At 64.6% G+C, this 25,800-nt stretch carries 23 protein-coding genes; 8 read left to right on the forward strand and 15 right to left on the reverse strand.

Annotated features, from left to right (window positions below; all coding sequences use genetic code 11):
• Window positions 1-154: 154 nt before the first annotated feature.
• From BMY29_RS04230 to BMY29_RS04250, 5 genes are all read right to left on the reverse strand, one after another.
• Window positions 155-1,411, reverse strand: a complete 1,257-nt coding sequence (locus BMY29_RS04230) for a cation:proton antiporter (RefSeq protein ID WP_049990795.1) — start codon at window positions 1,409-1,411, stop codon at window positions 155-157.
• Complete coding sequence (locus BMY29_RS04235) at window positions 1,412-1,951, reverse strand: cation:proton antiporter regulatory subunit (RefSeq protein ID WP_049990796.1); 540 nt, start codon at window positions 1,949-1,951, stop codon at window positions 1,412-1,414.
• A gap of 326 nt (window positions 1,952-2,277) precedes the next feature.
• Complete coding sequence (locus BMY29_RS04240; RefSeq protein WP_049990797.1) at window positions 2,278-3,936, reverse strand: potassium channel family protein; 1,659 nt, start codon at window positions 3,934-3,936, stop codon at window positions 2,278-2,280.
• A gap of 197 nt (window positions 3,937-4,133) precedes the next feature.
• Window positions 4,134-5,681 (reverse strand): TrkH family potassium uptake protein, encoded by a 1,548-nt coding sequence (locus BMY29_RS04245; protein WP_049990798.1) that lies wholly within the window; start codon window positions 5,679-5,681, stop codon window positions 4,134-4,136.
• 224 nt (window positions 5,682-5,905) lie between these two features.
• Window positions 5,906-7,336: an FAD-binding oxidoreductase gene (locus BMY29_RS04250; protein WP_049990799.1), complete on the reverse strand. Its 1,431-nt coding sequence runs from the start codon at window positions 7,334-7,336 to the stop codon at window positions 5,906-5,908.
• Window positions 7,337-7,342: 6 nt separating this feature from the next.
• On the opposite strand from BMY29_RS04250, the gene BMY29_RS21695 reads away from it, so the two are divergent.
• The 3 genes from BMY29_RS21695 (at window position 7,343) to BMY29_RS04265 (ending at window position 9,528) form a co-directional block, all read left to right on the forward strand.
• A complete protein-coding gene (locus tag BMY29_RS21695; protein WP_394297064.1) occupies window positions 7,343-7,846 on the forward strand; it encodes a DUF8152 family protein in 504 nt (167 codons plus the stop codon).
• A gap of 141 nt (window positions 7,847-7,987) precedes the next feature.
• Window positions 7,988-8,995 (forward strand): TIGR04024 family LLM class F420-dependent oxidoreductase, encoded by a 1,008-nt coding sequence (locus tag BMY29_RS04260; RefSeq protein ID WP_049990800.1) that lies wholly within the window; start codon window positions 7,988-7,990, stop codon window positions 8,993-8,995.
• A 131-nt stretch (window positions 8,996-9,126) separates the two neighbouring features.
• Window positions 9,127-9,528, forward strand: a complete 402-nt coding sequence (locus BMY29_RS04265) for a DUF7344 domain-containing protein (protein WP_049990801.1) — start codon at window positions 9,127-9,129, stop codon at window positions 9,526-9,528.
• A gap of 72 nt (window positions 9,529-9,600) precedes the next feature.
• Here the strand turns inward: BMY29_RS04265 and BMY29_RS04270 are convergent, their stop codons facing one another.
• Window positions 9,601-10,566, reverse strand: coding sequence for an NADPH:quinone reductase (locus BMY29_RS04270; RefSeq protein ID WP_049990830.1), 966 nt, complete (start codon window positions 10,564-10,566; stop codon window positions 9,601-9,603).
• 145 nt (window positions 10,567-10,711) lie between these two features.
• On the opposite strand from BMY29_RS04270, the gene BMY29_RS04275 reads away from it, so the two are divergent.
• Window positions 10,712-11,278 (forward strand): type 1 glutamine amidotransferase domain-containing protein, encoded by a 567-nt coding sequence (locus tag BMY29_RS04275; RefSeq protein ID WP_049990802.1) that lies wholly within the window; start codon window positions 10,712-10,714, stop codon window positions 11,276-11,278.
• Between the two features lie 43 nt (window positions 11,279-11,321).
• Here BMY29_RS04275 and BMY29_RS04280 read toward each other — a convergent pair whose 3' ends face one another.
• Together BMY29_RS04280 and BMY29_RS04285 are read right to left on the reverse strand one after the other, a co-directional pair.
• Entirely contained in the window at window positions 11,322-11,651 is a 330-nt protein-coding gene (locus BMY29_RS04280) for a YbjQ family protein (protein WP_049990803.1), read from the reverse strand.
• Between the two features lie 129 nt (window positions 11,652-11,780).
• Entirely contained in the window at window positions 11,781-12,902 is a 1,122-nt protein-coding gene (locus tag BMY29_RS04285) for a pyridoxal phosphate-dependent aminotransferase (RefSeq protein ID WP_049990804.1), read from the reverse strand.
• 110 nt (window positions 12,903-13,012) lie between these two features.
• On the opposite strand from BMY29_RS04285, the gene BMY29_RS04290 reads away from it, so the two are divergent.
• Window positions 13,013-14,059, forward strand: coding sequence for a hypothetical protein (locus tag BMY29_RS04290; RefSeq protein WP_049990805.1), 1,047 nt, complete (start codon window positions 13,013-13,015; stop codon window positions 14,057-14,059).
• 89 nt (window positions 14,060-14,148) lie between these two features.
• On the forward strand, window positions 14,149-14,817 hold the full coding sequence (locus BMY29_RS04295) for a DUF6517 family protein (RefSeq protein ID WP_049990831.1): 669 nt from the start codon (window positions 14,149-14,151) through the stop codon (window positions 14,815-14,817).
• Between the two features lie 163 nt (window positions 14,818-14,980).
• Here BMY29_RS04295 and BMY29_RS04300 read toward each other — a convergent pair whose 3' ends face one another.
• Together BMY29_RS04300 and BMY29_RS04305 are read right to left on the reverse strand one after the other, a co-directional pair.
• Window positions 14,981-15,847 carry a 2-oxoacid:ferredoxin oxidoreductase subunit beta gene (locus BMY29_RS04300; protein WP_049990806.1) on the reverse strand — a complete coding sequence of 289 codons (867 nt, stop codon included), beginning with the start codon at window positions 15,845-15,847 and terminating at the stop codon, window positions 14,981-14,983.
• Entirely contained in the window at window positions 15,847-17,601 is a 1,755-nt protein-coding gene (locus BMY29_RS04305) for a 2-oxoacid:acceptor oxidoreductase subunit alpha (protein WP_049990807.1), read from the reverse strand. Before BMY29_RS04305 ends, BMY29_RS04300 begins: the two co-directional genes overlap by 1 nt.
• Before the next feature lie 271 nt (window positions 17,602-17,872).
• Here BMY29_RS04305 and BMY29_RS04310 point away from each other — a divergent pair, with 271 nt between their 5' ends.
• Entirely contained in the window at window positions 17,873-18,508 is a 636-nt protein-coding gene (locus tag BMY29_RS04310) for an FAD-dependent oxidoreductase (protein WP_049990808.1), read from the forward strand.
• 13 nt (window positions 18,509-18,521) lie between these two features.
• Here BMY29_RS04310 and BMY29_RS04315 read toward each other — a convergent pair whose 3' ends face one another.
• Window positions 18,522-18,998, reverse strand: a complete 477-nt coding sequence (locus BMY29_RS04315) for a DoxX family protein (RefSeq protein ID WP_049990809.1) — start codon at window positions 18,996-18,998, stop codon at window positions 18,522-18,524.
• A 135-nt stretch (window positions 18,999-19,133) separates the two neighbouring features.
• On the opposite strand from BMY29_RS04315, the gene BMY29_RS04320 reads away from it, so the two are divergent.
• Window positions 19,134-20,087: a hypothetical protein gene (locus tag BMY29_RS04320; RefSeq protein ID WP_049990810.1), complete on the forward strand. Its 954-nt coding sequence runs from the start codon at window positions 19,134-19,136 to the stop codon at window positions 20,085-20,087.
• A 34-nt stretch (window positions 20,088-20,121) separates the two neighbouring features.
• Here BMY29_RS04320 and mce read toward each other — a convergent pair whose 3' ends face one another.
• The 4 genes from mce to BMY29_RS04340 form a co-directional block, all read right to left on the reverse strand.
• Window positions 20,122-20,508, reverse strand: a complete 387-nt coding sequence (gene mce / locus BMY29_RS04325; RefSeq protein WP_049990811.1) for a methylmalonyl-CoA epimerase — start codon at window positions 20,506-20,508, stop codon at window positions 20,122-20,124.
• Window positions 20,509-20,598: 90 nt separating this feature from the next.
• Complete coding sequence (locus tag BMY29_RS04330) at window positions 20,599-21,435, reverse strand: aldo/keto reductase (RefSeq protein WP_049990812.1); 837 nt, start codon at window positions 21,433-21,435, stop codon at window positions 20,599-20,601.
• 112 nt (window positions 21,436-21,547) lie between these two features.
• Window positions 21,548-23,743: a PQQ-dependent sugar dehydrogenase gene (locus tag BMY29_RS04335; protein WP_049990813.1), complete on the reverse strand. Its 2,196-nt coding sequence runs from the start codon at window positions 23,741-23,743 to the stop codon at window positions 21,548-21,550.
• A 290-nt stretch (window positions 23,744-24,033) separates the two neighbouring features.
• Window positions 24,034-25,716, reverse strand: coding sequence for an acyl-CoA mutase large subunit family protein (locus BMY29_RS04340; RefSeq protein WP_049990814.1), 1,683 nt, complete (start codon window positions 25,714-25,716; stop codon window positions 24,034-24,036).
• Window positions 25,717-25,800 lie beyond the last annotated feature (84 nt).

Consider the following 25,800-nt stretch of genomic DNA (forward strand, 5'->3'; position numbering starts at 1 on the left):
CCGCAATGACTAAAATGACTCACACACCCTCCAGATCCAACCAATCCATTGATGTTTCGACTTGAGTAACAGTAGATAATAGCACGGTTTCTTTATTCAGATATGGGTTGAGATGGGATTGAGCGGCCCGGTAACTACGTGTACAAATTGAACATCAATGTTGGTCCGGTTTTCCATCGACGAGGTACGGCTCTACGGCGGCCCACAGCACCTCAGAGTATTGCATTAGCACGCTTCCGAGGATGCTCATCACAAGTACATATCCGACTGTGAGATCGGGAATCGTCTCCGACATGATGGAACTGGTACCGGCCGTGGCGATCGTGGCTGCAATAATTAATGAGAACTCGCCGCGAGTGACCATGCCGGTCGCAACGCGCAGTGATCGACGCTCGTCAAGGTCATAGATACGGCCACCGAAGTAGCCGCTGATAAGTTTCGTTGGTGTCGTTGCCAACACCGTGACTGCGAGCAGGACGACCAGTCCAAGATCAGTGAACACGAGCGGATCTGTTCCGAGTCCGACCCAAAAGAAAAACACCGCTGCGAACACGTCACGGACTGGTGACAGCAGGTCCTCAATTTCCTCGACGTGATCAGTACTCGAAAAGCCCATCCCGACGAAGAAGGCTGCGACGGCTTCGCTGACATCGAGTAGTAATGCAACCCCCGCAACGAATACCACGAGGGCGATCGTCCGGAGTACTGTCAGTTCCCGAGAGTCGATCGCTAAGAACTGCTGGAAGAACGCATCACCGTAGAAGACCCCCGTGATGAGAACCAGAAGGAAGCCGAGTGCGACACCGATGTCTGTCGCTGCTTCACTGATATCACCACTTCCGACCACGACTGCGGTCATAATCGCAAGATAGAACGCGATAAAGAGATCCTCGAACACTAGTGTTCCTAACATCGGATCGCTCTCATCGTTGGCGATCCATCCGAGATCGATTAGCGATTTGGTGATTACCGCACTCGAGGAGATGTAGACGATCCCGCCAAGTAGGACGGCTTCGATCAGTGACCAGCCAAGCACGAGGCCAAGCACGATCCCGGCCGGGAAGTTGATCGCCAAGTCGACGAGACCCGCTTTGCTGATCCGCTCGCTGCTTTCGAGTAGTCGGTTCACGCTGAACTCTAAGCCAAGGAAGAATAGCAGGAAGACGATTCCGAGTTCAGCTCCGAGTTCGACAAACTCGTTTTCGGAGATATATGGCTGCTGAACCTGCACGCTGAGATCAGCGAGCGCGAGCGTTAATGGTGCGACGGTCCCGAGGACGTGTTCGCTAGCGATCATTCCGCCCACGATATAAAACGGGATGACAGACTGCCCGGTTCGGTTGGCAGCCGCTCCTGTAAGAGCTACAATGACGAATAGAGCCCCGATCTCGATCAGCGGAGTCTCCGCCATCTATGACTCGTCGATAGTCGACTGGTCGTCGCCTTCTGAGGGTTTGTTTAGGCTCGTATCGCCTGCCGCAAGGCGCTCGAACTCCTTGTGACTCTCTCGATCACCGATGGAAACGAGCGTGTCTCCTTCGTTGATCGTGACATCCGGTGGTGGATTCTGGATTGTCTTGTCGCCGCGTTGGATGGCAATAATTGAGACACCAGTTCGTTGTCGGATGCCTGACTCAGCGAGTGTTCTGTCAACTAGCTCGGACTCGGAAGTGACTTTAGCCCATTCGATGATCGTGTCCCCGTCCAGTACGGTACTGATTTCGTTATCCCGGATTGGCTGGAAGTACGCACCCTCCATGATCGTGCCGACTTGCCGGGCGAGCTTGTCTGATAGTTCGACCAGCTTCTCGGAGTCGGCGTTAGGATTTTGCCGGAAAAACAACTCTCGTTTACCTGTGTTGTGGGTGACAATGATAAGCTGGGATTCTCCATCGAGGTCAATCTCGAACTTTTTGCCGACCCCCGGAAGATCAGTTTCGTAGACGGCCATGTGAGAGACAAGACGGGAAAAGACAAAAGAACCTACGGGGAATGTTTTCGGGAATTAAATAAATATACTCTACATATATGCCAGATCACATTCCGTTTTATGTTACTGGTGGATGATGGTAAAGCAAGGGCCGTGCAATCGACCATCGATTATCAAATGTTTTCGATGGGGTGAGAATTGGAATATAAAATTAACACTATAACCATCTATATATCAAATATGAGGCTAAGTTATCGGTTAACTAATATTTCACCCGCGCTCTGTGGGAGCATCTGAATAGACCATGATTATCGAAGATATAACACACCCCTATGAAAGCACTAGAATTATTGAACGTCGACCGTTTGTTCGAATTCTTGAATCGCCTCATCGCTTCCTGCAACAAATATCTCGTCGTCAGCTCTGATGGTGGTCTGTTCATCAGTATGGACAGTACTGTCGCGTGAGACGCCAATTACGGTCCAACTCCGTTCGGTGTCACGACGGGCATCCGCTAAGGTCTCACCAGTGAACAGAGCCGCGTCGGTTCGAACGAGTCGGATCTGGCTTGCTGGGTCCATGACACGTTCACCATGAACTTCCGCTGCAACCAGTCGAGCAGATACTTGTTGGATAGAAAGGACATAATCAGCGCCTGCTCTGAATGCCGCCCGTGTCTTATCACTATCGGTCACACGTGCAAGAATTTCCACCTCGTTGGAGAGTGATCGGGCGACGGCGATGGTCATCAATGCAGTCGAATCGGCACCGACGGTGACGACCAACGCCGACGCATCCTCAATGCCGGCTTCGCGGAGCGTTTCGGGTTCAGTAACATCGCCAATGACATCGGGATTACGCTCCTCCGATTCATCGACAGTCGTTACCGAAACATCTGTTGAGAGCACATCGACGGCTGCGGTTCCGCCCTCGCCAAAGCCGGCGACGACGATCTTGGATTGGGTCGTGATGGGCCGTGATCGGACGCCCCCGATCTCGCTCGTCATTTCGTCAATCTCGTTTATCGGCCCGGCGACAGTCAGAACGGCGTTCGGCGTGAGTTTGTCGTCAGGGGATGGCGGCAGTCGCAGTTCTCCGTCGAACCATCCGGCAACCAGCGTCAGATTCGGATGTCTCACGATTGGTGAGTCACGCACCTGAACACCATGGAGTGGGCTATCCCGTCGGACCAGTATCTCGCGAATGTCGATTTCGTCCTCTTCAGACTGTTCATCAACTGTAACAGGCGTCGTCGCTTTCTCTGCTAGTTGTCGACCGATCAGCGCGTGTGGAGCGACGCTGTAGTCGACGCCAATTTCCGTGAGCGCTACGTTATGGCGTGTCGACTCGGTGAAACTAATTACCCGAAGGTCCTCGTTGGCTTCCAGCGCAGTTAGGACGATGCTCGCAGTTTTATCGCCAGCATCGGTGATGAGTAGCGACGCTCGTTCGATCGTCGCACGGTCAAGGTCGGCCTGTTCCTCCGGATCGCCGTTGATAGCCTGATATCCGGCATCAGAGAGGCGTTTTGCTTCCTCTACGTCGGATTCGATGAGGACGTAATCGATGTCGAGTTCTTCGAGTTCGTCGAGTAGCACATCGGTGTCACGCTGGTACTCCGCGATGACGACGTGGTCGTCCTTACTTGTGAGCCGACCGGCGAGGTTCAGCGGCGTCTGCTCAAATAGCGGGATGACCAAGACACGCAGTGCAACGAATCCGATGACGATGCCAGTCAACTGGATCGTCACCATCAAGATGTTCATTACCGATGTCGCCCACGGTGAGTCCGCACCGAATCCGGTCGTTGTCATCGTCTCGACCACCGTCTGGAACGACCGAAAGATAGATTGGGGGCGATTTTCGAGCGCTCGCATCCCCCAGTTATAGATGAGTGTATAGAAAAGGACAACTAAGCCAAGACTGATAACGAAGATTACTAACAATCGTTGTCGTTGTGTGAGATCGCGGGGATGTAACCCCTCGATGTTCCGGAGCTCGCGCATTCACTGCCCTCCAGTCGTCGGTAGTAGTTCCTCTAATTGATTAAAGAACTAGTCGGCTGTTGCTGGGGTCTACCGTGGAGAAGCAGCTACACTAACCGTGATTGACCTGTGACTCAGGTTGGTGGATTGTTTATGAAACACCTATACTGAATGAAAGGTTCCAATATATAAATAATGGGATCTATCGCCAACAACCGCTACGAGCGCCAGTACGCCGGCGTCAGGATCACCAGCACGGAGAGGATCTCCAGGCGACCGATCCACATGAGAAAGACCATGTAGAGCTTCGCGGTGTGGGAAAACGGCTCGTAGTTATTCATCGGCCCGACGACGCCGATGCCAGGACCGATGTTCCCGAGCGTCGCGATCGCGGCGCTGGTCGCCTCGAGCGCCGACAGCGAGAGCCCCGGCGTCCGGTGGGCGTCGAGGAACAACACCACCGTCGAAATCGCGAACAGCGACAGGAACAGCACCATGAAGACGAAGATGCTGTGGATCGTCTCCTCGTCGATGACCTCGGTACTCCGGCCCATCCGAACCGGCCGGACCGCTTGCGGATGGACGACCGTGAACAGCTCCCGCCGGATCGACTTCCCGACGACGTACCAGCGGATGATCTTGATCGATCCCGCCGCGGACCCCGCCGAGCCGCCGAGGAACATCGCGAACAGGAGGATCACCTGCGTCGAGTCGCTCCACGTATTGAAGTCCATGCTGGCGTAGCCGGTCGTCGTCACGATCGCGAGCGTCTGGAAGAGCCCGTGTCGCAGCGACCGTTCGAGGCTCCCCGGAATCGCGGCCACTCCCTCGGGGACCTCGGCCAGGCCGACGCCGAGGAACAACAGTACCGAGAGGAGCGCGCCGATAACGGTCATCGACGCGAGGTACGACCGGAACTCGGCGTTGCTTATCAGGCGTTCGGGATGGCCGCGCCAGGCGTACCAGTAGAGCGCGAAGTTCGTCCCGGCGATGACCATGAAGGGCATGACCGCCCACTGGACGATCGGTTCGAAGGCCTCGATGCTGCGGCCTTCCGGCGAGAATCCGCCGGTCGGGAGCGACGTGAGCGCGTGGGCGACGGCGTTGTAAAACGTCATGTTCGGGGCCAGCCCGAACAGGTTGAGCGCGTAGTAGACGACTACGGCGGCGAGGGTGAACCAGGCGTAGAGCAGCCACAGCGCCCGGGCCGTCTCCCGGATCCGGGGCGTCAGTTTCTCGACCTGGATGCCGGGTGCCTCCTCGCGGATGAGTTGCGTGCCGCCCACCGACAGCTCCGAGAGGATCGCGACCATGAGCACGAGGATCCCCATCCCGCCGAGCCACTGGGTGAGCTGGCGCCACAGCATGATCGATCGGGGGTGGGCCTCGACGGAGATTTCGTCCATGACCGTGGCTCCCGTCGTCGTGAAGCCGCTCATGCTCTCGAACAGCGCGTTGGCCGGGTGTGCGAGGGTCCCCGTGCCGTCGACGAGATATGGGATCGTGCCGATGACGGGGACGAAGAACCACGTCAGCGCGACCATCAGGAACGCCTCGCGGTGCTCGAGCTCCGGCTCGGGCTCAAGGTGTTCGAGCCCCGTGCCCGCAGCGATGGCGATAGCTAGGGCGACGAGAAACGGAAGCGGCGACTCTCGGTAGTACAGCGCGACCGCTGTCGGCAGTAGCAGCGTCAGGGAGAGGTACTTCAACGCCGTTCCGAGGAGGCTGCAACTGGATCGGACGTCGACGTGAAACCGGCGACTCATGGATATCGGTGAGCTGTGACGTAACGACCGACGAGCGTCGCTGCCGAATACACCGTTGCCATCGTGTTCGAGCGCGACCGACAAAGTCGCCGTGCCGACTGTCGCAACCCGCGACGCCGGCTGCCGCCGTCGCCGTCAGCAGCGGCGCACGGCCTCACGAGAGGAACTGCCGGTAACGGGCGGTCATCGCCTCGGAAAGGGTGACCGACGAGTGCGACCGGCCCTCAGCTCTTCGGATTGCCGATTCGGCCCCCGTCGGCCGTCTCGGGGAAAATCTTGCCCGGGTTGAGCGTGTCGGCCGGATCGAGCGCCCGCTTGATCGTCCGCATGGTCTCGACCGCGCCCGCCCCGTGTTCCGGTTCGAGGTACCGCTGTTTGCCTGCGCCGACGCCGTGCTCGCCGGTCGCGGTGCCGCCCAGCGCGATCGCGCGCTCGACGATCGCGCGGTACAGCGCCTCGCCGCGCTCGACCTGCTCCGTGTCGTCCGGATCGACGAGCACGGTGTAGTGGAGATTGCCGTCGCCCGCGTGCCCGTAACAGGGCGCGAGCAGCTCGTACTCGTCGGCCAGGCGCTTGGTCTCGCGGACGATCTCGGGGTAGGAACTGATCGGGACCGTCACGTCGCCGGGGTGGAGCGGGTCGCGGTCGGGATCGTAGTTCGCGACGGCGTAGGCCATTTCTCGGCGGGCCTGCCAGAGGGTCTCCATCTCGGCGTCGTCGCCGCTAATCTCGAAGCGGGCAACGTCGTGATCCTCGAAGATCGCCCGGCAGAGGTCGATCTCCTCGCCGATGCCGTGGTTAGCGTGGAACTCGAGAAAGACCATCGGCGCGTCGGGGAGGCCGGTGTCGAGGTAGTCGTTGGCCATCCGCGCGCTCAGCCCGTCGACGAGTTCGATCCTCGCGACGCCGATCTCGGACCGGATCGCGTCGAAGATCGCCTCGGCCGCGTCGTCGAGCGTCTCGAAGATCGCCCGTCCGCCGCGGATCTGCTCCGGGCGGCCGGCGAGTTCCAGCGTGGCTTCGGTGACCACCGCCAGCGTCCCCTCGCTGCCGACGAGGAGATCGGTCAGGTTGTAGCCGCTCGAGGTCTTGCTCGCCCGCGAGCCCGTCTCGATGACGGTGCCGTCGGCCAACACGGCCTCGAGGCCGAGCACCCAGTCGGCGATCTCGCCGTACCGGACCGTCTGCATACCGCTGGCGTCGGTCGCGATCATCCCGCCGATCGTCGAGATGTCGCCCGAGGAGGGAAGCGGCGGGAAACAGAGGCCGTCGGCGGCGACGTACTCGTCGACGTCCGACCCGATGATCCCCGGCCCCACGTCGATCTGGAAGTCGTCCGGACGGTAGTCGACGACGTCGTCCATCCGCGTGAGGTCCAGGCTGATCCCGCTGTGGGCCGGGACGGCGTTCCCCTCGAGGCCCGTCCCCGCGGCGTAGGGCGTTACGGGGACCGCGCGGTCGGTCGCGGCGGCGAGCACCGCCGCGACGTCGTCGGTGCTCCCGGGCCAGACGACGGCGTCCGGAAGCACGCCGCTCTCGTGGTCGTTGTGCTCCGTCCCCCAATCGGTCGCGTGCGATTCCCGCCGGCCGTCCGCGAACGAGACCTGATCGTCCGCGAGGGCGAGGTCCGTGAGGAACGAACAGTCGGCTGTCATACAACCATGTTATCAACTACCAGTATCAACGTTTCCCACCGGTACGATCCGCGAAGGCGGTTCGCCGGCGAGCGGCCCGCGCTCCCGGTCGCTCCCGGCGTCGGAACCATCACGGTGCTCGCGACCGATACGCCGACCGTGACTGACGATCCCGCTGCGTCCGAATCCGCATCTGAGCCCGCGCCGGACGACGATCGCCGCGACCGCGACGTCGAGACCGACGGCGGTGCGGACGACCAGGCGTCGCTCGAGGACCGGACCCGCGCGCTCGCCGACCACCTCGAGGCGACCGCCGAACTCCCGATCGAGCGCCGGACGAACCGCTGGCTCGGCGAAGCCGAGGCCGTCGCCCGGGACGCCGCGACGAGCGACCTCGATCCCGAGATCGCGCGCGAGCGCGTCGAGAAGGTCCGAGGCCTCCTCTCGGAAGCCGACGAGCCCGATCACGACCGGGCGCGCGAACACCTCGCGACGGCGCGACGGCTGTGTGCCGACATTCTCGACGAGTGAACCGCGATTATCAGCTCGCCCCGGTACGTCGTCGAACGGACGGCGACATTACATTTTATGTGAATCCGTGACGCGGTCAGTGATGATGGGAGTCCGACGCACGACCCGATCGCTGCGAGCACCGACGCGGAGGGAAGCGCCGTGAACGCCGAACTGGACCTCCTGATTCGACTCGGCGACTACGACCGGCCCCAGGGCGTCGCCGAGCGCGCCGTGCAAGCGGAAGAACTTGGCTTCGACCGACTCACGGTCGGCGAGACGACCGGGTGGAACATCGTACCGCCGCTGACGCTGGCCGCAGACCGCACCGACGAGTTGGGGATCTCCAACGACGTCATCTCGCCGTACGGGCGGTCGCCAGCGATGCTCGCCCAGACGGCGCTGACGCTGCAGGCCGCCGCGGACGGCCGGTTCCGGTTCGGGCTCGGGCCGAGTTCGCCCGCGATCACGGAGCGATGGCACGGGAAAGAGTTCGACCGCCCGCTGCGGCGGACCCGCGAGGTGATCGAAATAATCCGTTCCGTCTACGAGGAGGGCAATCCCGCCTACGAGGGCGAGATCTTCGAGATTCCCGGCCTCGACTACGAGCGCGGAATCCCCGAGACCCCGCCGCCGATCGACCTCGGGACCCTCGGCCCGAAGGCCACCGAGCTGGCCGGCCGCTTCGGCGACGGCTGGGCTCCTCAGCTATTCACGAGGGACGGCCTTCGAAATCGGCTCGCAGACCTGAAACGCGGCGCCGACCTGGCGGGCAAGGATCTCGACGACCGCCGCGTCGCGCCGATCGTGCGCGGGATGGCTTCTGACGACCGCGACGAAGCGCGCGAGAAGACCCGCGCCACGATCGCGTTCATGCTCGGCGCCTACGGCCCCTACTACGGCGACTCGGTCGCCGGCCAGGGCTATCCCGACGTCGTCGAGGAGATCCGGGCCGCCTGGCGGGACCGGGATACGGACGCGATGGCCGCGGCCCTGCCCGACGACGTGCTCGACGACCTGGCGCCGGCGGGGACGCCCGCGGAGGTCCGCGAGTGGGTCGAGGCCTACGGCGAAATCGACGGCGTCGACGCCGTGCGGCTCGGCTTCGTCGACGGGATGACGGCGGACGACAAGCGGGCGACGATGGAAGCGGTCGCCGACCTCGTCTGACGCGTTCTCTCGTCGCCGGTCGGCTCGTAGCCGGCGGAAACCGCGCGAGATGGGGCAACCGATCCGCTTCCGGTGAGTGTTTCGATCGGACTCACAGGTCGTATAAATACTGTTCGGCCCATAGTCATGATATGATCCCGCTACTCAGTTCGCCCGACAGTCTCACTGCGTTCGGTGAGACGCGCGCAGACGCGGTCGATACAGCGATGGACCTGCTGGCGGACCGGCGGCGGCGGGCAGTGCTGGAGTACCTCGAGCAGACCGACGGCTCCGCCCCGCTTACGGAGCTGGCAGTAGAAATCGCGAATCAGGAAGCGGGGGTGGAGCCGAACGCGATCTCGGATCACGGCGAGATCTCCTCGCGGGAGCGACGATCGGTCCAGATCTCGCTGCACCACACCCACATTCCGAAGTTAGCCGCCGCGGACGCGGTCGACTACGATTCGGACGCGAAGCTGGTCACGCTCACCGAGCGCGGCCAGTCGCTGCTCTCCCGCCGAGACGCCGTCGACGGGCCGGCTCAGAAGGCGTAGGCTACTCCCGTTTTTCGGCGTCCGTCGCGGTGCTGTTTCGATCCCGTCCGAGCCGCTGGTCCTCGCAGCGGACTACGGCTCGATAACGAGTTTTCCGAGGAAGCTGTCCGCCATGACGGCGCGCTGGGCCTCGTCGGCCTCCTCGAGGTCGTAGGTTCGCGCCACGTCGATCGAGAGGTCGCCGGCGTCCATGAGGTGTGCCGCGCCGCGCAGCGGCACACGCAGATCCGGCGTGTTGAACATACTCATGAACTGGTAGGAGACGTCCTTCGATCGGGCGGCGCCGTCGTTCGTGAAGCCCGGATCCGGGCTGTTCTCGCCGATGCCGACCACGCGGGCGCCCGTCGCGGCCACGTCCGCGTCGAACTGGAGGTAGTCGTCGAGCCGGTGGTCCAAGACGGCGTCGACCCCGCCGTCAGAGGCCTCGCGGACCGCGTCCGCCAGGTCGTCTCGCGTATAGTCGAGCACCGTCTCGGCCCCGTAGTCGGCGAGTTCGTCGTGATACTCCTCGGCGGCGGTGGTGATCACGCGCGCGCTCACGGCGGCCGCGATCTGGACGGCCGCGTGACCGACCCCGCCCGACCCGCCGTGGACCAGGCAGTACTCCGCGGGATCGAGGTCGGCGTGGTCGATCAGCGCCCGCCAGGCGGTGACGGCGACGACGCCCGCGGCGCCCGCCTCGGTGATATCGGCGCCGTCGGGGAGGAGGACGACTCGGTCCGTGGGGATCGTCGCGTACTCGGCGTAGGAGCCCTGGGAGGAGCCGTTGCCGATGCCGGTGCCGTAGACGCGGTCGCCCGCCGCGAACTCCTCGACGGCCGCTCCGGTTTCGGCGACGACGCCCGCGACGTCGACGCCTGGCGTGAACGGCACGTCGACCGGGGTGTACGACCCGTCTCGGAAGTAGGTGTCGACGGGGTTGACGCCGGCGGCGGCGACCTCGACCAGCAGTTCGTCGTCGGCCGGCTCCGGTCGTTCAATTTCGTCTACGTGCAGTACGTCGGTGTCTCCGTGCTCGTGAAGGCGTACGGCGCGCATCTCGTTCGGGAGCACGTAACGCGGTGGCATAAGGGTACACGAGACGGCAGCGTGAGCCGTCTTCCCGACGGAGAGTACCATCGCGACAGCCGGTGTTGCAGCAGCAAGTCCAACCCTTGTCAGTGCACCGGCCTTTCGTATCGATATGAGCAACTCCGATCAGCAACCGCTCGCGGACGTAACGGTCGGGATCTTTCTAGCGCCCGAAGGCACCGAAGAGGTCGAGTTCACCGAACCGAAGGACGCGGTCACCGACGCCGGCGCAACGGTCGACGTGCTCGGCAGCGAGACCGGGGAGGCCCAAACGGTCAACAACGACCTCGAGGAGAGCGACAGCTACGAGGTCGAGAAGCCCTTCGGCGAGGTCTCCGCGGACGACTACGACGCACTGATCGTCCCCGGCGGGACCGTCGGCGCGGACACGCTCCGCACCGACGAGGACGCCGTCGAACTCCTGCGACGGCACGTTGAAGACGGCAAGCCCGCCGGCGTGATCTGCCACGGCCCCTGGACGCTGATCGAGGCCGACGTCGTCGACGGGAAGACGTTGACCTCCTACCACAGCCTCCAGACCGACGTCCGCAACGCCGGCGGCGAGTGGGTCGACGAGGAAGTCGTCGTCGACGACGGCCTGGTCACTAGTCGGAACCCGGACGACTTAGAGGCGTTCTGCGAGACGATCGTCGAGGCGTTCGCCGAGCGGAGCGGCTAACGGTGACGGCGGTTACGGAACGGTAACGCACCGGTCTCGCCGACTACTCGCGGCGCGTCTTCACCGCGGTTCCCGAGACGTTGACCCAGAGCATCCCCTCGCGCATCTCCTCGTAGTCGAACGTGGCACCGACGACCGCGTCGGCGCCCAGGTCGTCGGCCTCCGCGCGAAGGTCGGAGAGCGCTTCCTCGCGTCCTTCTTTGATCCGCTTCTCGTAGGAGGCGCTTCGGCCGCCGACGATGTCCCGGATGCCGCTGGCGATGTCGCTCACGACGTTCGCGCCGATGATCGCCTCGCCGGAGACGACGCCGCAGTACTCGGTTACCTCTCGACCCTCGATCGCGTCCGTCGTCGTGACGGTGATTTCGACCATAGTCGAGAGCGTGAACTCGACGACACATAAACGTAGAGTCTGAATTACAGCTCCGGCACACCGAGACGGGAGTATATACGGCCGATACCGACAGGGACGAGACCGGCACCGGTACCGGCCACCGTCCGCTTAGCGAACCGCCCGCGTCGCGTCGTCGATGATCTCGAGGGCCTCCTTCAGATCCTCGGTGCCCGTCGCGTACGAGAGCCGCGCATACCCCGCGCCGTTCTCGCCGAACGCGTCGCCAGGCACGACGACGACGCCGCGATCGAGCACTTCCTCGCACCAGCCGTCGGGGACCTTCGGCATCGCGTAGAAGGCCCCCTGGGGCGTCGGCACCTCGAGCCCGGCGTCCTCGAGCCCGTCAAGGACCAGGTCCCGCCGTCGCTCGAAGGTCTCGACCATCTCTTCGACCGGCTCCTGCGGTCCCGTCAGGGCGGCTTCGGCGGCGAACTGTGCGGGCGCGGAGGCACAGGCCTGGCCGTACTGGTGGACCCGGAGCATTCGCTCGATCCGGCGGTTCGAGGCGACGACCCAACCGAGCCGCCAGCCGGTCATCGAGTAGGTCTTCGAGCAGGCGCTGATGGCAATGACGTTGTCCGTCTCGGCGAATTCCATCGGCGTGTGGTGCTCGCCGTCGAAGACGATGTGTTCGTAGACCTCGTCGGAGATGCAGAGGACGTCGTGTTCGTCCGCGATGCGGGCGAACTCGCGTACGTCGGCCTCGCTCTGGACGGCCCCCGTCGGGTTGGCGGGGCTGTTGACGATGAACGCGGCCGTGTCGTCGGTGATGGCCTCCTCGACCGTTGCGGGATCGAGCGTCAGATCCTCGCGCAGTCCGACGGGCTTTGGCGTGCCGTCGGCGATCCGAGTGAGGGCGTCGTAGGAGACGAAGCCGGGGTCAGGGAAGATCACTTCCTCGCCGGGGTCGACGTGGGCCTCGAGCGCGAGATGGAGCGCCTCGCTGCCGCCGGACGTGGCGATCACGTCCCCGGGATCGATCTCGAGCCCGTAATCGCGGTCGTACTTCGCCGCGATCGCCTCCCGGAGCTGGGGAGTGCCCTTGTTCGAGGTGTAGGCGTCGGCCCGGCCGGACTCGATGGCCTCGATCGCCCCGCGGCGAGCGTGGGCGGGCGTCGGGAAGTCCGGCTGGCCGAGGCCGAGGTTGATCGCGTCCTCGTCGGCGGCCTCGAACACTTCGCGGATGCCGCTGATCGACACGTCTTCGACCCGCTTGGCAAACTCCGTCATGCGTAAACGGGTGGGGCCGACCCCGATAACTCTTAATGAGTCGGCCGGCACGGAACAGCGGTGTTTCGGATTTGTGAACAGTTAGGAATCGTGACCCGAAAGGGTTGCCGATGGAGGCGTCGAGTCGGATGTACGCGGCGGCGACGATCGGGGTGATTCTCATCGTCGCTCTGTTTCGGTGGACGCCGTTCGGTCTCTACCCGAGCCTGGTCGCCGTGATCGCTGGCGCCGCGGTGATACTCGTTCCGACGCGGTCGATCGGAGAAGGACTCCGTCGCATCTCGAGACGGACCGGCGTCGACCGGGAGCGGTGGCTCTTCGCGCTGGGTGCGTTCCTCGCGTTCGTCGCCGTGACGAAGCGCCTCGGCGCGCCGGACGTGCTGGTCGGGTGCGGGACCGGGAGGAGGATCCTCTGTCCGACCGGGTACGGCGTCGGCACGGCGCTCGTCCTCTTCGGGAGCAGTGCGCTGCTACTCGCGGTCGGGTTTGGATCGAAATACCGCGCGTTCCGCCGCGCGCCGGCGAGTCGCGTCCCGGGACCGGACGTTGATCGAGCGACGATCGAGGGTGTACTCGAGCCAGCGGAGCGGCCCCTGAAGACGCCGATCGACGGCGAGCGAGCGCTTTGGTACGGCTACGAGATCGCCGAACGGCAGCCCGGTGGCCCCCTCGCCGGCCGCTGGCTGCCGGTCGCGAGCGGCGAGCGATCGACGCCGTGTCGGGCGACGATCGCCCGGGAGCGACGGCCCTCGGTCGCGTTCGAGTCCGTTCGCCTCGCGCCGACGGTCGATGACGCGAACGTCCGAGACGCCGAACGGACGGTTCGGCCCGACGACCCGTTGCCGGCCGGTATCGCTCGCCTCGAACGGACGCTCGCGGATGGCTCGGACGATACCCGAACGACAGCGCGACGGTACCGCGAGTGGTACGTCGCCCCCGACGACGTCGTCGGCGCCACCGGTCGCCTGGCGTCCCGAGGACACGGCACGGATCGGGTGCTCGGCGGTGACGACGGCCCCACGGCTGTCGCGGTCGGCACGACCGCGCCCGAACTCCGCGCGACGCTCCGGGTGCGGACCGTGCTGTGGGGCGGTGTCGGTCTCGCGGTGACGCTCGTTGGCCTGGCGCTCGTCGGTCTGGCGATTCCGACTGTTTGACAAAACGACAGTTTCGGATTCCGAACGGTCTTGTCTGTGAGACTGAAGATGCCACAACTAATATGGCGTTCCTGGCGAACCTCTGGGTAATGACGACATCTCGACGATCGCTGCTGGCTGCAGGCGCGACGGGGACGCTCGCGCTGACGGCCGGGTGTCTCGATTTCGTACTCGGCAACGGACCGCTCGAATTCGATGCCGATCGCGTCGCTCCGAGCGACGACGCGCTCGAAGAAACCGGGTACGACGAAACCGACGCCTCCGAGGAGTCGATCGAGCGATCGGTCGAACTCTCCGGCGGCGTCGAGCGCGAGGTTCGGGCCTCCGTCTGGACCTCGGTCTACACGAAAGAGGTCGAATACGGGGGGCAGAAACGGGAGGGAGCGGCATTCGCCGCCGTCTCGATTCCCGGGATGGAGGTCATGGGACGGTCGGTCAATCCGCTCGACGATATGTCCAACAAGGACCTGCTCGAGGAATTCCTGAACCAGGCCGCCGGTGAACACGGCGAGATTCGACGCATCCAACACGAGGAATCGTTCGATCTCGAGATCCTCGACGATGGCCGCGAGGTCGATACGTTCGTCGGGGAGTCGGACCTCGAGGGCGAGTCGATCGAGGTCGAGATCAAGGTCGCGTCGTTCGATCACGAGGGAGATCTGCTCGTGTTACTCGGCACGTATCCGAAGCAGCTCACGGCGGAGTCCGCGAACGCCGAGGTGCTGATGGAGTCGGCCGAACACCCCGTCGAGGGGTGAGAGGGAGAGGGAAGCGGAGACCGGCGGACGGACGGCAGACGGGTCTCTCGTTTTCGGGTCGAGTCTCGATCACGGCACGGACTGCCGAACCGCGGGCTGAGGAGAGTTAGCGGAAAAAGACGGCACCGAGCGAACGGAGCGGCGGATCCGGGCGTCGCGCGAGTCAGTAGAACTCGCGGACGAGGTCCATCGCGTCTTCCGGCGCGCCGTCCGGAATGTCGGACATGTCCTCGGTGACGCCGTGTTTCTCGTGGTACGGCACCGAATCCTCGTTCTTGTACATGACGCCCTGGTACTCCTTCTCGCTGTCGAGGATGACTTCCTTGGCGGCCTCGTAATCGTCGGGGTCGTGGTCCTCCTCCTCCTGGAGGTCGACGAGACTGTCGCGGAAGTAGTCGTAGGTGTCGACGTCGTTGAACGTGACACAGGGGCTGAAGACGTTGACGAAGCCGAAGCCGTCGTGCTCGATGGCCTCCTGGATGATCTCCTGGTGGCGCAGCGCGTCCGAACTGAACGACTGGGCGATGAAGGACGCGCCGGACGCGAGCGCGAGGGCGAGCGGGTTGACCGGCGGCTGCTTGGGACCCTCAGGGGTCGTCGAGGTCTCGAAGTCCGACCGCGAGGTCGGCGAGGCCTGGCCCTTGGTCAGCCCGTAGATGCGGTTGTCCATGACGACGTAGGTCATGTCGACGTTCCGGCGGACGGCGTGGACGAAGTGACCGGCTCCGATCGAGTAGCCGTCACCGTCGCCGCCGGCGACCATGACCTCGATGTCGGGGCGGGCCATCTTGACGCCGGTACCGACCGGGAGCGCGCGGCCGTGGACCCCGTGCAGCGCGTAGCTGTGCATGTAGGTCCCGATCTTACCGGAACAGCCGATCCCGGCCACGACGAACGTGTTGTCGGGGTCGTTGCCGGTCTCGGCGAGGGCTTTCATCATGCCGTTCATCGTCCCGAAGTCGCCGCATCCGGGACACCAGGTCGGCTGCTTGTCGGACTTGAAGTCAGTGAATCGAACGTCGGAGCTCATTATGCTGGCACCTCTTCGGTGAATTTGTCGTTAATCTCGTCTGCGAGTTCGTCGGCCTTGAATCGCACGCCGGTGTACTTGTTGATGCGCTTGACGCGGGTGAGTACGTCGTGTTCGATCACGTCGGCAAACTGGCCGGTCGCGTTACACTCGACGACGACCGTCTTGTCGGCGGCTTCGATCTCCTCGGACAGATCCGGCCGCGGGAAGATGTAGGGCACCGAGATGACGCGGACGTCGATCCCCTCGTCCTCGAGGTAGTCGAGCGCCTCGACGAGCGCGCCCTCGTTCGACCCCCACGAGATGATGAGGTTGTCGGCGTCTTCGTCGCCGAACTCCCGGTAGTCCCACTCCTCTTCGGCTTTCGCGGTCTCGACCTTGCGATTGCGTTTGTCGACCTGCTGGACGCGTTCGTCTTCGTCCTCCGTCCGGCGACCGAGTTCGTCGTGCTCGAGGCCGGTGGACATGTGGGCGCCCTCGGTCGTACCGGGGACCGCACGCGGACTGACGCCGTCATCGGTGACGGCGTGGGTGCGGAACCGACCCTGGGCGTCGAGCCACTCGTCGATTTCGTCCTCGTCGACGAGTTTGCCGCGATCGATCTCGACCTCGTCCATGTCGAAGGCCTCCGGCGGGAACGTCTGTTCGGTGACCGACATCGCCAGGTCAGAGACCAGGAAGACCGGCGTCTGGTACTTCTCGGCGAGGTTGAACGCCTCGACGGTCTTCCAGAAACACTCGGTGATCGACGTGGGGGCGACGACGAACCGCGGTACTTCGCCGTGGCCGCCGTACAGCGCCATGTTGAGGTCGCCCTGTTCCTGCTTCGTCGGCATCCCGGTCGACGGACCGGAGCGCTGAACGTCGGCGATGACCAGCGGGGTCTCGCTCTGGGCGACCAGGCCGAACGTTTCGGTCATCAGGTCGATCCCGGCACCGGAGGTGGCGGTCATCGAGCGGGCGCCCCCGCGGGCGGCACCCAGCGCCATGTTAATCGCCGACAGCTCGTCCTCGGCCTGAACGACGTGGCCGCCGTAGTCCTCGATGCGCCCGGTCAGATACTCCATGATCGACGTCGCGGGCGTGATCGGATAGCCGGCGTAGAACCGGCAACCGGCAGCGAGCGCGCCCATACCGATCGCCTCGTTGCCGTTGAGCAGGACGTAATCGTTGTCGGTCGTCTCGACGTTGTAGCCGAGGTGGTCGAGGTCGTAGTTCTCCTGAACGTACTCCTGTCCGAGGCGCGCGGCCTCCTTGTTGTTCTCGACGATCTTCGAGCCCTTGCCGCCGAAGCGCTTCTCGAGGGCTTCGTCGAGGTACTCGACGTCGAATCCGGTGATCTCACACGCGGCACCGAGCGCGACGATGTTGCGCATGATTGCGCCACCGGCGTCCTCGGCCAGCGACTTCAGCGGGACGTCGACTGCCGTCATCTCGTCGGGGATATCGGCCTCCCAGGAGCGCTCGCCGTCGTAGATGATGGCGCTCCCCTCGTGTAGCTCGTCGAGGTTCTCGTCGATCGTGCGCTGGGTCAGCGCAACGAGAATGTCGAGTCGGTCGACGACGCTTTGGACGCGGTCGACCGACGTCCGAATCTTGTAGGCGGTGTAGCCGCCGCGGATCCGCGACGCGAAGTCCTTCGACGTGAACACGTGCCGTCCGGCCCGGGACAGTGCCTGAGCGAAGATTTTACCGGTAGAGTCGATACCGTCACCGGCCTCGCCTCCGACCGCCCAGTTGAGATCCTCAGCCATGTTAGGCTGACCCTTGCCCCCCATAAATGAAAAGGCTTCTGAAACCCCAGGCGGACCACCGCAACGATCGCCGAACTGTTCGGCTTCAGTGGACAGTATCCGGAACGCGTTTGTGATCATAGAATAGGAGTTCACGGGATATAGAACCGAAAAGCGAGTAAATTCGTTCACGCCACGTCGGTGACGTATCACGAACCATATTCGTCCTCGAACCGGCGTCGGCGCGGACAGAACGGAACGCCTTTTCAATCGGCCGTCGAACCGGTTCGACATGGAAGGGACGTCAGTCACCGTCGCATCGGTCAGCGAAGTCGGTCCCGACACCGTCGCACTCGAACTCGAGACGCCCGAAGGCTTCGATGCCCTCCCGGGTCAGTTCGTCTTACTGCGGGCCGAGCCCGAAGACGAGGTCGTCTCGCGTCACTACACGCTCTCATCGTCCGTCGACGACACCTTCGAACTCACCGTCGGGATCGATCCCGACGGCGACCTCTCGCCCTGGCTCGCCGATCTCGAGGGCGGAGAGACCGTCCACATCGAGGGCCCGTTCGGGACGATCACCTACGAGGGCGGGGACGACATCGTCGCGATCGCCGGCGGGCCCGGCGTCGGTCCTGCAGTCGCGATCGCCGAGGCGGCCGAGGAGGCTGGCCACGGCGCCGTCGTGATCTATCAGGATGACGAGCCGGCCCACGTCGACCGGCTCGAAGCGCTCGAGGACGCGGGCGCGACGGTCGTCTTCGTCGACGAGGACGCCGACGACGACCTGGCGGACGCCGTCGCGAGCCACCACGAGGCGGGCCAGGCGTACGCGTTCGGATTCGACGACTTCGTCACGGCCGTCGCCGAGGCGATCGAGGACGCCGGCGGCGACGCGGACCAGGCGCTGATCGAGAACTTCGGGTAACGAGCGGGCACCCTCACCGCTCGGATTGCTGTGACCGACCCAGTTGCAGGAACGTCAGCGCCGCGCCGAGCAGTGCGGTGTTTTTCGCGAATCCGATGAACTCCTGTTGTTGCTCCTCGGGGTCGTCGATGTTCCAGAAGTCGTGCATCACCGGTGTGACGCCCGCGAAGAAGCCGGCCACCGCGGCCGCGGACGCGACCGGGGCCCGCCACAGCGCCACGCCGGCGCTTCCGAACAGGAGCCCGCCGCTGATCGCCGGCACGGAGAACGACGGCGCGGGGGCACCCTTGGCCTCGGCGTACTGGACGCGGCCCTCGAGATTTCGGAGGTTGTCCGCCGCCATGAACGCGAGGATGGCTCCGTAGATGAACCGGCCGAGCCGGAACAGGGTGGTTTCGGCGAGCTGTCGGTTAGTTCCGCCCGACTCGTTCCGACTGCGCGGTCCGCTGTCGCTCTCCCGTTCGCGCTGTTGCTGGAGAAGGCTATGCATATCCGACGCTATGCTCGTGCCTCGGTTCAGTACGAGCGTGACATTTGCGTGTGTTCGGCGGACTGAATATCTGCCCTGAATACCAGTTAGAAGCGCTGACAAAGGTGTTTATTCCAGATCGTCGTTGTTTCGCGTATGCGACGACGCGACTTGCTCGCCGGGACGACCGGCGCGCTGTGTGGCCTGGCCGGCTGTACGGGATCGGGATTCGAGCGCCTGCAGACCGAGGCGGGAAACGGTGGCGGCGACGCTGGTGACGACGAGACGGAGTCGAGCGGCGAGTCCGAAGCGACCGAAACGATAACGGTCGGCGATCCGGACGAGGTTCCGTTCCCCGACGCACACCCGCCCCACGAACTCGAACTCCGGAACGAAGGGGAGACGGATCGGACGGTTTCCGTCGCGGTCGAGTCCGACGAGGACAGGGGCGGGAATGAGGACGAAGGCGCGGACGGAAACGGAGACGGGGACGACGAGGAAGCGCCGCTGTTCGAGCGCGACCTCGACCTCCCCGCCGGCGAGGCGATCACGGTCGTCCTCGTCGAGCCGCGGTCGTACACGGCGTCGATCACGGCGACCAGGCCGGACGGGAACGGCGAGTCGAGCGTGACCGACGGAATCACGCGGCGACCGTTCGACTGCACCCGCTCTCGGACGACCGTGACGCTCGGCGAGACCGGGACCGAGACGGAATCGACCTCGACGACGAGTTCCTGTCCGGTGCCCGAAGTCGCGGACGAGACGCTCGAAGCCGGCGACGGGGAGTGTGCGGGTCGGACGAACGGCGACCGCGCGACCGTCGACTTCGCGGACGAGGTCGTCACTGTCGACGGCGCGATGACGATTCCGACGCCCTGCCACGGCCTGGCGCTCGCCGAGGCGAGTTACGACGAGCGTCGCGACGTCCTCGCGCTCGCCATTGCGGTCGGCGAGCAGGAAGCGGAGACCTGCGTCGACTGTCTCGGGACCGCCGAGTACGAGGCCCGGGTCGACCTCGAGGGTCGCTATCCCGGCGGCGTCGAGGTCTTCCACGAGCGCGGCGGCGAGCGAGAGCGAATCGCGGCGACCGAGTATTCACCGGACTGGTAAGTTGCGAGTCGATTTCGGGAACCGGCTGGCGGCGTCAGTGCTCGACGAGTTCCAGTAGTATGCCGCCGGTGTCCTTGGGATGGAGGAACGCGACCGAGTGCCCCCAGGCGCCGGCTCGCGGTTCCTCGTCGACGGGCGTCACGTCGTGCTCGCGGACCGTCTCGAGGGCGCGGTCGATGTCGTCGGTCGCGAGCGCGAGATGGTGAATCCCCGGGCCGCTGTCGGCGAGATAGCGAGCGATCGTCCCGTCGTCGTCGAGGGGCTCGAGCAGTTCGAAGTACCCGTCCCCGCAGTCGAGGAACGTGACGCGCATCCCGTCGAACACCTCCTCGTGGGCGACCTCGAGCCCGAAGAGATCGCCGAACAGGTCCGCCAGCGCCTGTGCGTCGTCGGTCGCGATCCCGGCGTGATCGAAGTGCATCGGATGGTACTCGATCGGACGACGACGTTATTATTATGATTTATCGTTCGGTTCGGCCGCGTCGATTCGGTCGATCGGGTCGACTCCTACTCATCGGTCCAACTCCAATTGGGCGGCCAGGCGCTCCGATAACTCGCCGCCGACCTCGAACACCGCGCGCATCTCGTCGGGCGAGAGTTCGAAGTCGAAGACGTCCGCGTTCGCCTCGATATGTGCACGGCTCGCCGCCTTCGGAATGGCCGCGACGGAGGGCTGCTGGAGGAGCCACCGCAGCGCCACCTGGGTCGCCGACTTCCCGTGGGGCTCGCCGATCGCCGCCAGGCGCTCGTCGCCGGCGACGGCGCCCTCCGCGAGCGGGCTGTACGCCGTCAGCAGGATCTCGTGGTCGATGCAGTACGCGAGCAGGTCGTCGGGGCGGTGGTAGGGGTGGTACTTCACTTGGTTCGTGACGATCGGCGTCTCGGAGTACTCCCGCGCGGCGTCGAGCCCCTCGACCCCGAAATTGCTGATGCCGATGTGATCGACCAGGCCGTCGCGCTGGAGGGCGTTCATCGCGCCGATGGTGTCCGCGAGCGGGACGTCGTCGCTCGGCCCGTGCAACAGGAAGAGATCGACTGTCTGGAGCGCGAGCCGGTCGAGACTCCCTTGCGCGGACGCGCGGACGTCGTCCGGGGCGGCGTCGTCGGGATGGACCTTCGTCACGACGAAGACGTCCTCGCGGTCGATCTCGCTCTCGGTCAGCGCTCGTCCGACCGCCTCTTCGTTGTCGTACAGCCGGGCGGTGTCGACGTGGCGGTAGCCGAGGGCCAGGGCGGTTTCGACGGCCCGCCGGCAGTCCTCACCCGTCATGCGCGCGGTGCCGAGGCCGAGTGCCGGCACGTCGGCCCCCTGCGCGACGACCGTTCCGGTCGTCGAGTCGGTGCTCATGGCCGGGGGTTCGGCGGCGGCCGTAATCAAGGCGGACCCGGCGAGCGACGAGCGACGGCGCCGTCGTAGCGAAGAAAAAGCGGTTTCGGGGCGAACGCGACCGACCGCGCCGTTACTCGTCAGTGGCGTTCCCGTCGCCTGCGGACTCGTTGCCCGCGGACTCGTTACCCTCGCCCTCGATGGGCTCGTCCTGCGTGTCTTCCGTCGCGTTCTCGTCGGTCTCGTTTCCGTCACCTCCCTGTCCCTCGGGGGCGTCGCCCTCGGGGGCCGACAGGGAGTCGCCCTCGTCCGGCGGGACGATCTGCATGACCGCGCCCGTGTCACCTTCGGGGACGCCCTCCTGATTCGCGAGCACGTAGACGTTCCCGTCGCCGTCCTGTCCGAACTGCCGAACGAAGTAGGGGAACGAGCCGTCCTCGGTCCCCGCAACTTGGAGTTCCTCCATGTCCCAGAGTTCGTCGCGCGGGACGACCTGGTCCTGGCCCGCTGCACCTGCGTCGGCCATGGCCTCGTCGCCTGCGGTCTCGTTAGTAGCGTTGCCGTCGCTCTCGTTGTCCTCGCCTTCGATCGGCTCGTCCTGGGTGTCTTCGGTCGCGTTCTCGGAGACGTTCCCCGTTTCGTTGGCCGCGGTTTCGTTGGCCTCGGCGCCCGTATCACCGGCGCCGTCGTCGGGTTCCGACGCCGCGAGGAGTGTCCCCGCTGGCGACTCCCGCGCCGGATCCGACGTCCAGTCGCCGAAGATGTACTTCCCGTCTAATTCCCCGATGTCGCCGGCCTCGTAGACGTGGCCGCCGATGATCGTGATGCCGACCACCTGGTCCCCGTAGACGTGGGGGTACTCGACGATCGGGTCCTGGAGTTCCTGTCCGTCGTAGGGCGATTCGTCGGGGGCCGAGTCCGGACAGTCCTCCGGCGGCTGGCCCGGGCTCTCCGTGCTGAAGCAGTGGGTCCCTTCCTTGACGTTCCAGCCGTAGTTGCCGCCGGCTTCGACGATGTTCGCCTCCTCGAAGAGGTCCTGGCCGGCGTCGGAGACGAACAGTCGATCGTCGCTGTCGAACGAGATGCCGAACGGGTTCCGGAAGCCCCACGCGTAGTATTCGGGGAGGGCATCGTCGGAGTCGACCAGCGGGTTGTCGTCCGGGATGCCGTACGGCCGGTCGTCGCCCTCGCTATCGACGTCGATGCGGAGCACGCTGCCGAGCAGGTTCTCGCTGACGTCCTGCCCGTTTCCGCCCTCGTTGCCGTCGTACCAGTCGTCGACGTGACCCTCCATGTCGTCGTTCGCTCCGCCGCCGTCGCCCATCGGGATGTACAGGTACCCGTCGGGTCCGAACGCCATCGGGCCGGCGTCGTGGTTGAACTGAGGCTTCTGGAACTCCATCAGGACCTGCTCCGACTCGGGGTCGGCCTGGCTCATGTCGTCGTTGGCCTGGAACTCCGAAACGACTTCGACGTGACTCCAGCCGTCGGGCGTCTCGTCGTTCGGCGGCGCGCTGTAGTGGACGAAGAAGCGACCGTTCTCCGAGAAGTCGGGGTGGAGTTCGACGCCGAGCAGCCCCCGTTCGTCGTAGTCCTGGTTCGGGTCGGCGTATTCGCCCTGGAACGTGCCGAGTTCGACCATCCGATCGCCCACGTCGAGGAACGGCTCGTCCTGCAGTCCGTCGTCGGTGACGACCCATAGTTCGCCGGTCTGGTCGGCGACGAAGTACCGGGTCTGCTCCTCGTCGGCGGCCGCCATGTCCGTCGGCGCGGTCATCCCCTCGGCGATCATCTGCACGCCGATCTCCGTGCCGGCCTGGAAGAACCCCTGCTGTTGGCCATCTTGCTGCTCCTCCTGAGCGGCGCCACCGCCACCGCCGCTGACCGATATCTCACCGTTCATCGTCGGCCGGTGGGGGTCGCAGAAGTACACCGCCATGTCGCTCGTCGCCTCGAACTCGAGCGTCTGCGTCTCGCCCTGGGAACTCATGATCTCGGTCGATTCGAGCTCCTCGCCGTCCTCGCTCTCGATGACGAAGTTGTGCGGAGCGCCGTCGAGGTTCTCCCACGTGACCTCGTACGTGGTCCCCTCCTCGAGCTCGAGCGTGGGGTTGGTCTCGTCGGCGATGTCCTCGGGCGCGACGCCCTGCCAGCCGCTGGTCTCGCCGCCGAGCTCGATCGTCTCGGTGTCCTGCGCGAGTGCGAGATTGCTCAGGCCGACGACGCCGCCCGCGGCCACGGCCGCTTGCAGGACGCGCCGGCGGGAGGCCGACGGATACCTGTCTGACTCGGTCCCGTACGTCGTTCGCTCGTCAGGAGTCTCACTCATGTCTGACTCACAACGGCGCCGTCGGCTGATATGAGGATAAACAGATCCGACCGTTCCCCCGAATTCCCCGCTCAACGACGGATTGGATCGCAATCACCGGGCGGTGGCGACCGTAAATCGATTTTACTCGCGATGTATCGATCCTGTTACCCGATTCTAATATCCCATTCAGTCGCTCGGAGACTACTTTCCTCGTGGTATTCACCGACCTCGTCACGACACTTGTCAGTCGAGCAACGACGAATCGCTGGCAGCCGAACGACGCGTCGATCGGCCGCCGTCCGCGTCGATCAAACCGCGCCGCCTGGCTGGTACTCTCCGAACTCCTCGCGCATGACGTCGCAGATCTCGCCGACCGTGGCGTAGGCCTTGACCGCGTCGATGATGGACGGCATCAGGTTCTGGTCGCCCCGCGCCGCGTCGCGTAGCGCTTCGAGGGCCGCGTCGACGGCCTCGTCGTCGCGCTCCTCGCGGACGGTCTCGAGACCGTCGATCTGGCGCCGCTCGTCCTCCTCAGTGACCTCCTGGACGTCCATCTCGGGCTCCTCGTCGACCTCGAACTCGTTGACGCCGACGATGACGCGCTCTTTCTCCTCGATCTCCTTCTGCCGGTCGAAGGCGGTGTCCTGAATCTGGCGCTGGACCCACTGCTGTTCGACGGCCTCGAGCATTCCGCCGCGCTCGTCGACTTCCTCGAGGATTTCGTACGCCTCTGCCTCGACGTCGTCGGTCAGCGACTCGACGTAGTAGCTGCCGGCCAGCGGGTCGATGGTGTCGGCCGCGCCGGACTCGTGGGCGAGGATCTGCTGGGTCCGCAAGGCGGTGCGGACCGACTCCTCGGTCGGCAGGGCCAGCGCCTCGTCCTTGCCGTTGGTGTGGAGGCTCTGGGTGCCACCGAGGACGGCCGCGAGCGCCTGGTAGGCCACGCGGACGACGTTGTTCTCGATCTGCTGGGCGGTGAGCATCGAGCCGGCGGTCTGGGTGTGGAACTTGAGCTGCTTCGATTTCGGGTTCTCGGCGTCGAAGCGCTCTTCCATGATGTCGTGCCACATCCGGCGGGCCGCGCGGAACTTGGCGACCTCCTCGAAGATGTTGTTGTGGCCGTTGAAGAAGAAGGAGAGTTGGGGCGCGAACTCGTCGACGTCCAGACCGGCGTCGATCGCCGCCTCGACGTATTCGATCCCGTTGCCGAGGGTGAACGCGAGCTCCTGGGCGGCCGTCGACCCCGCCTCGCGGATGTGGTACCCCGAGATGGAGATGGTGTTGAACTTCGGCGTCTCCGCGGCGCAGAACTCGAAGATGTCCGTGATGATCCGCATCGACGGTTCGGGCGGATAGATGTAGGTGTTGCGCGCGATGTACTCCTTGAGGAGGTCGTTTTGGATCGTTCCCCGCAGCTGCTCTCGGTCGACGCCCTGCTGGTCGCCGACGGCGATGTACATCGCCAACAGCACCGATGCCGGCGCGTTGATCGTCATCGAGGTGGAGACCTCGTCGAGCGGAATGCCGTCGAAAACGGTCTCCATGTCGTCCAGGGAGTCGATCGCGACGCCGGCCTTCCCGACCTCGCCGGCGGCCATGTCGGCGTCGGAGTCGTAGCCCATCTGGGTCGGCAGGTCGAAGGCCATCGACAGCCCCGTCTGCCCCTGATCGAGGAGGTAGTGATAGCGCTCGTTGGTGTCCGCCGGCGTCGAAAAGCCGGCGTACTGGCGCATCGTCCACAGCCGCCCGCGATACCCCGTCGAGTACACCCCACGCGTGTACGGCGGCTCGCCCGGGTTCCCCAGATCCGCCTCGTAGTCGAGGTCGTCGATATCGGCCGGCGTGTAGAGCCGATCGACCGCCTGGCCTCCCGTGTCCGTCGTGAAGGTTTCCTTGCGCTCGCCGAACCGCTCGAGGACCGGTTCGACTTCCGCCTCGTGCCACTCCTCCTTGCCGGCACGGATCTCCTCGAGTTCGTCGGGATCGAACATTATGTTTATCGTGTACGGGCCGGGGCTTGAACTTTGATGAACACGTCAAGTTTCCGCGACCGACCCCTCGGTCCGGGCCCGCGC

This window comes from Natrinema salifodinae (assembly GCF_900110455.1).
Taxonomy (GTDB): Archaea; Halobacteriota; Halobacteria; order Halobacteriales; family Natrialbaceae; genus Natrinema; species Natrinema salifodinae.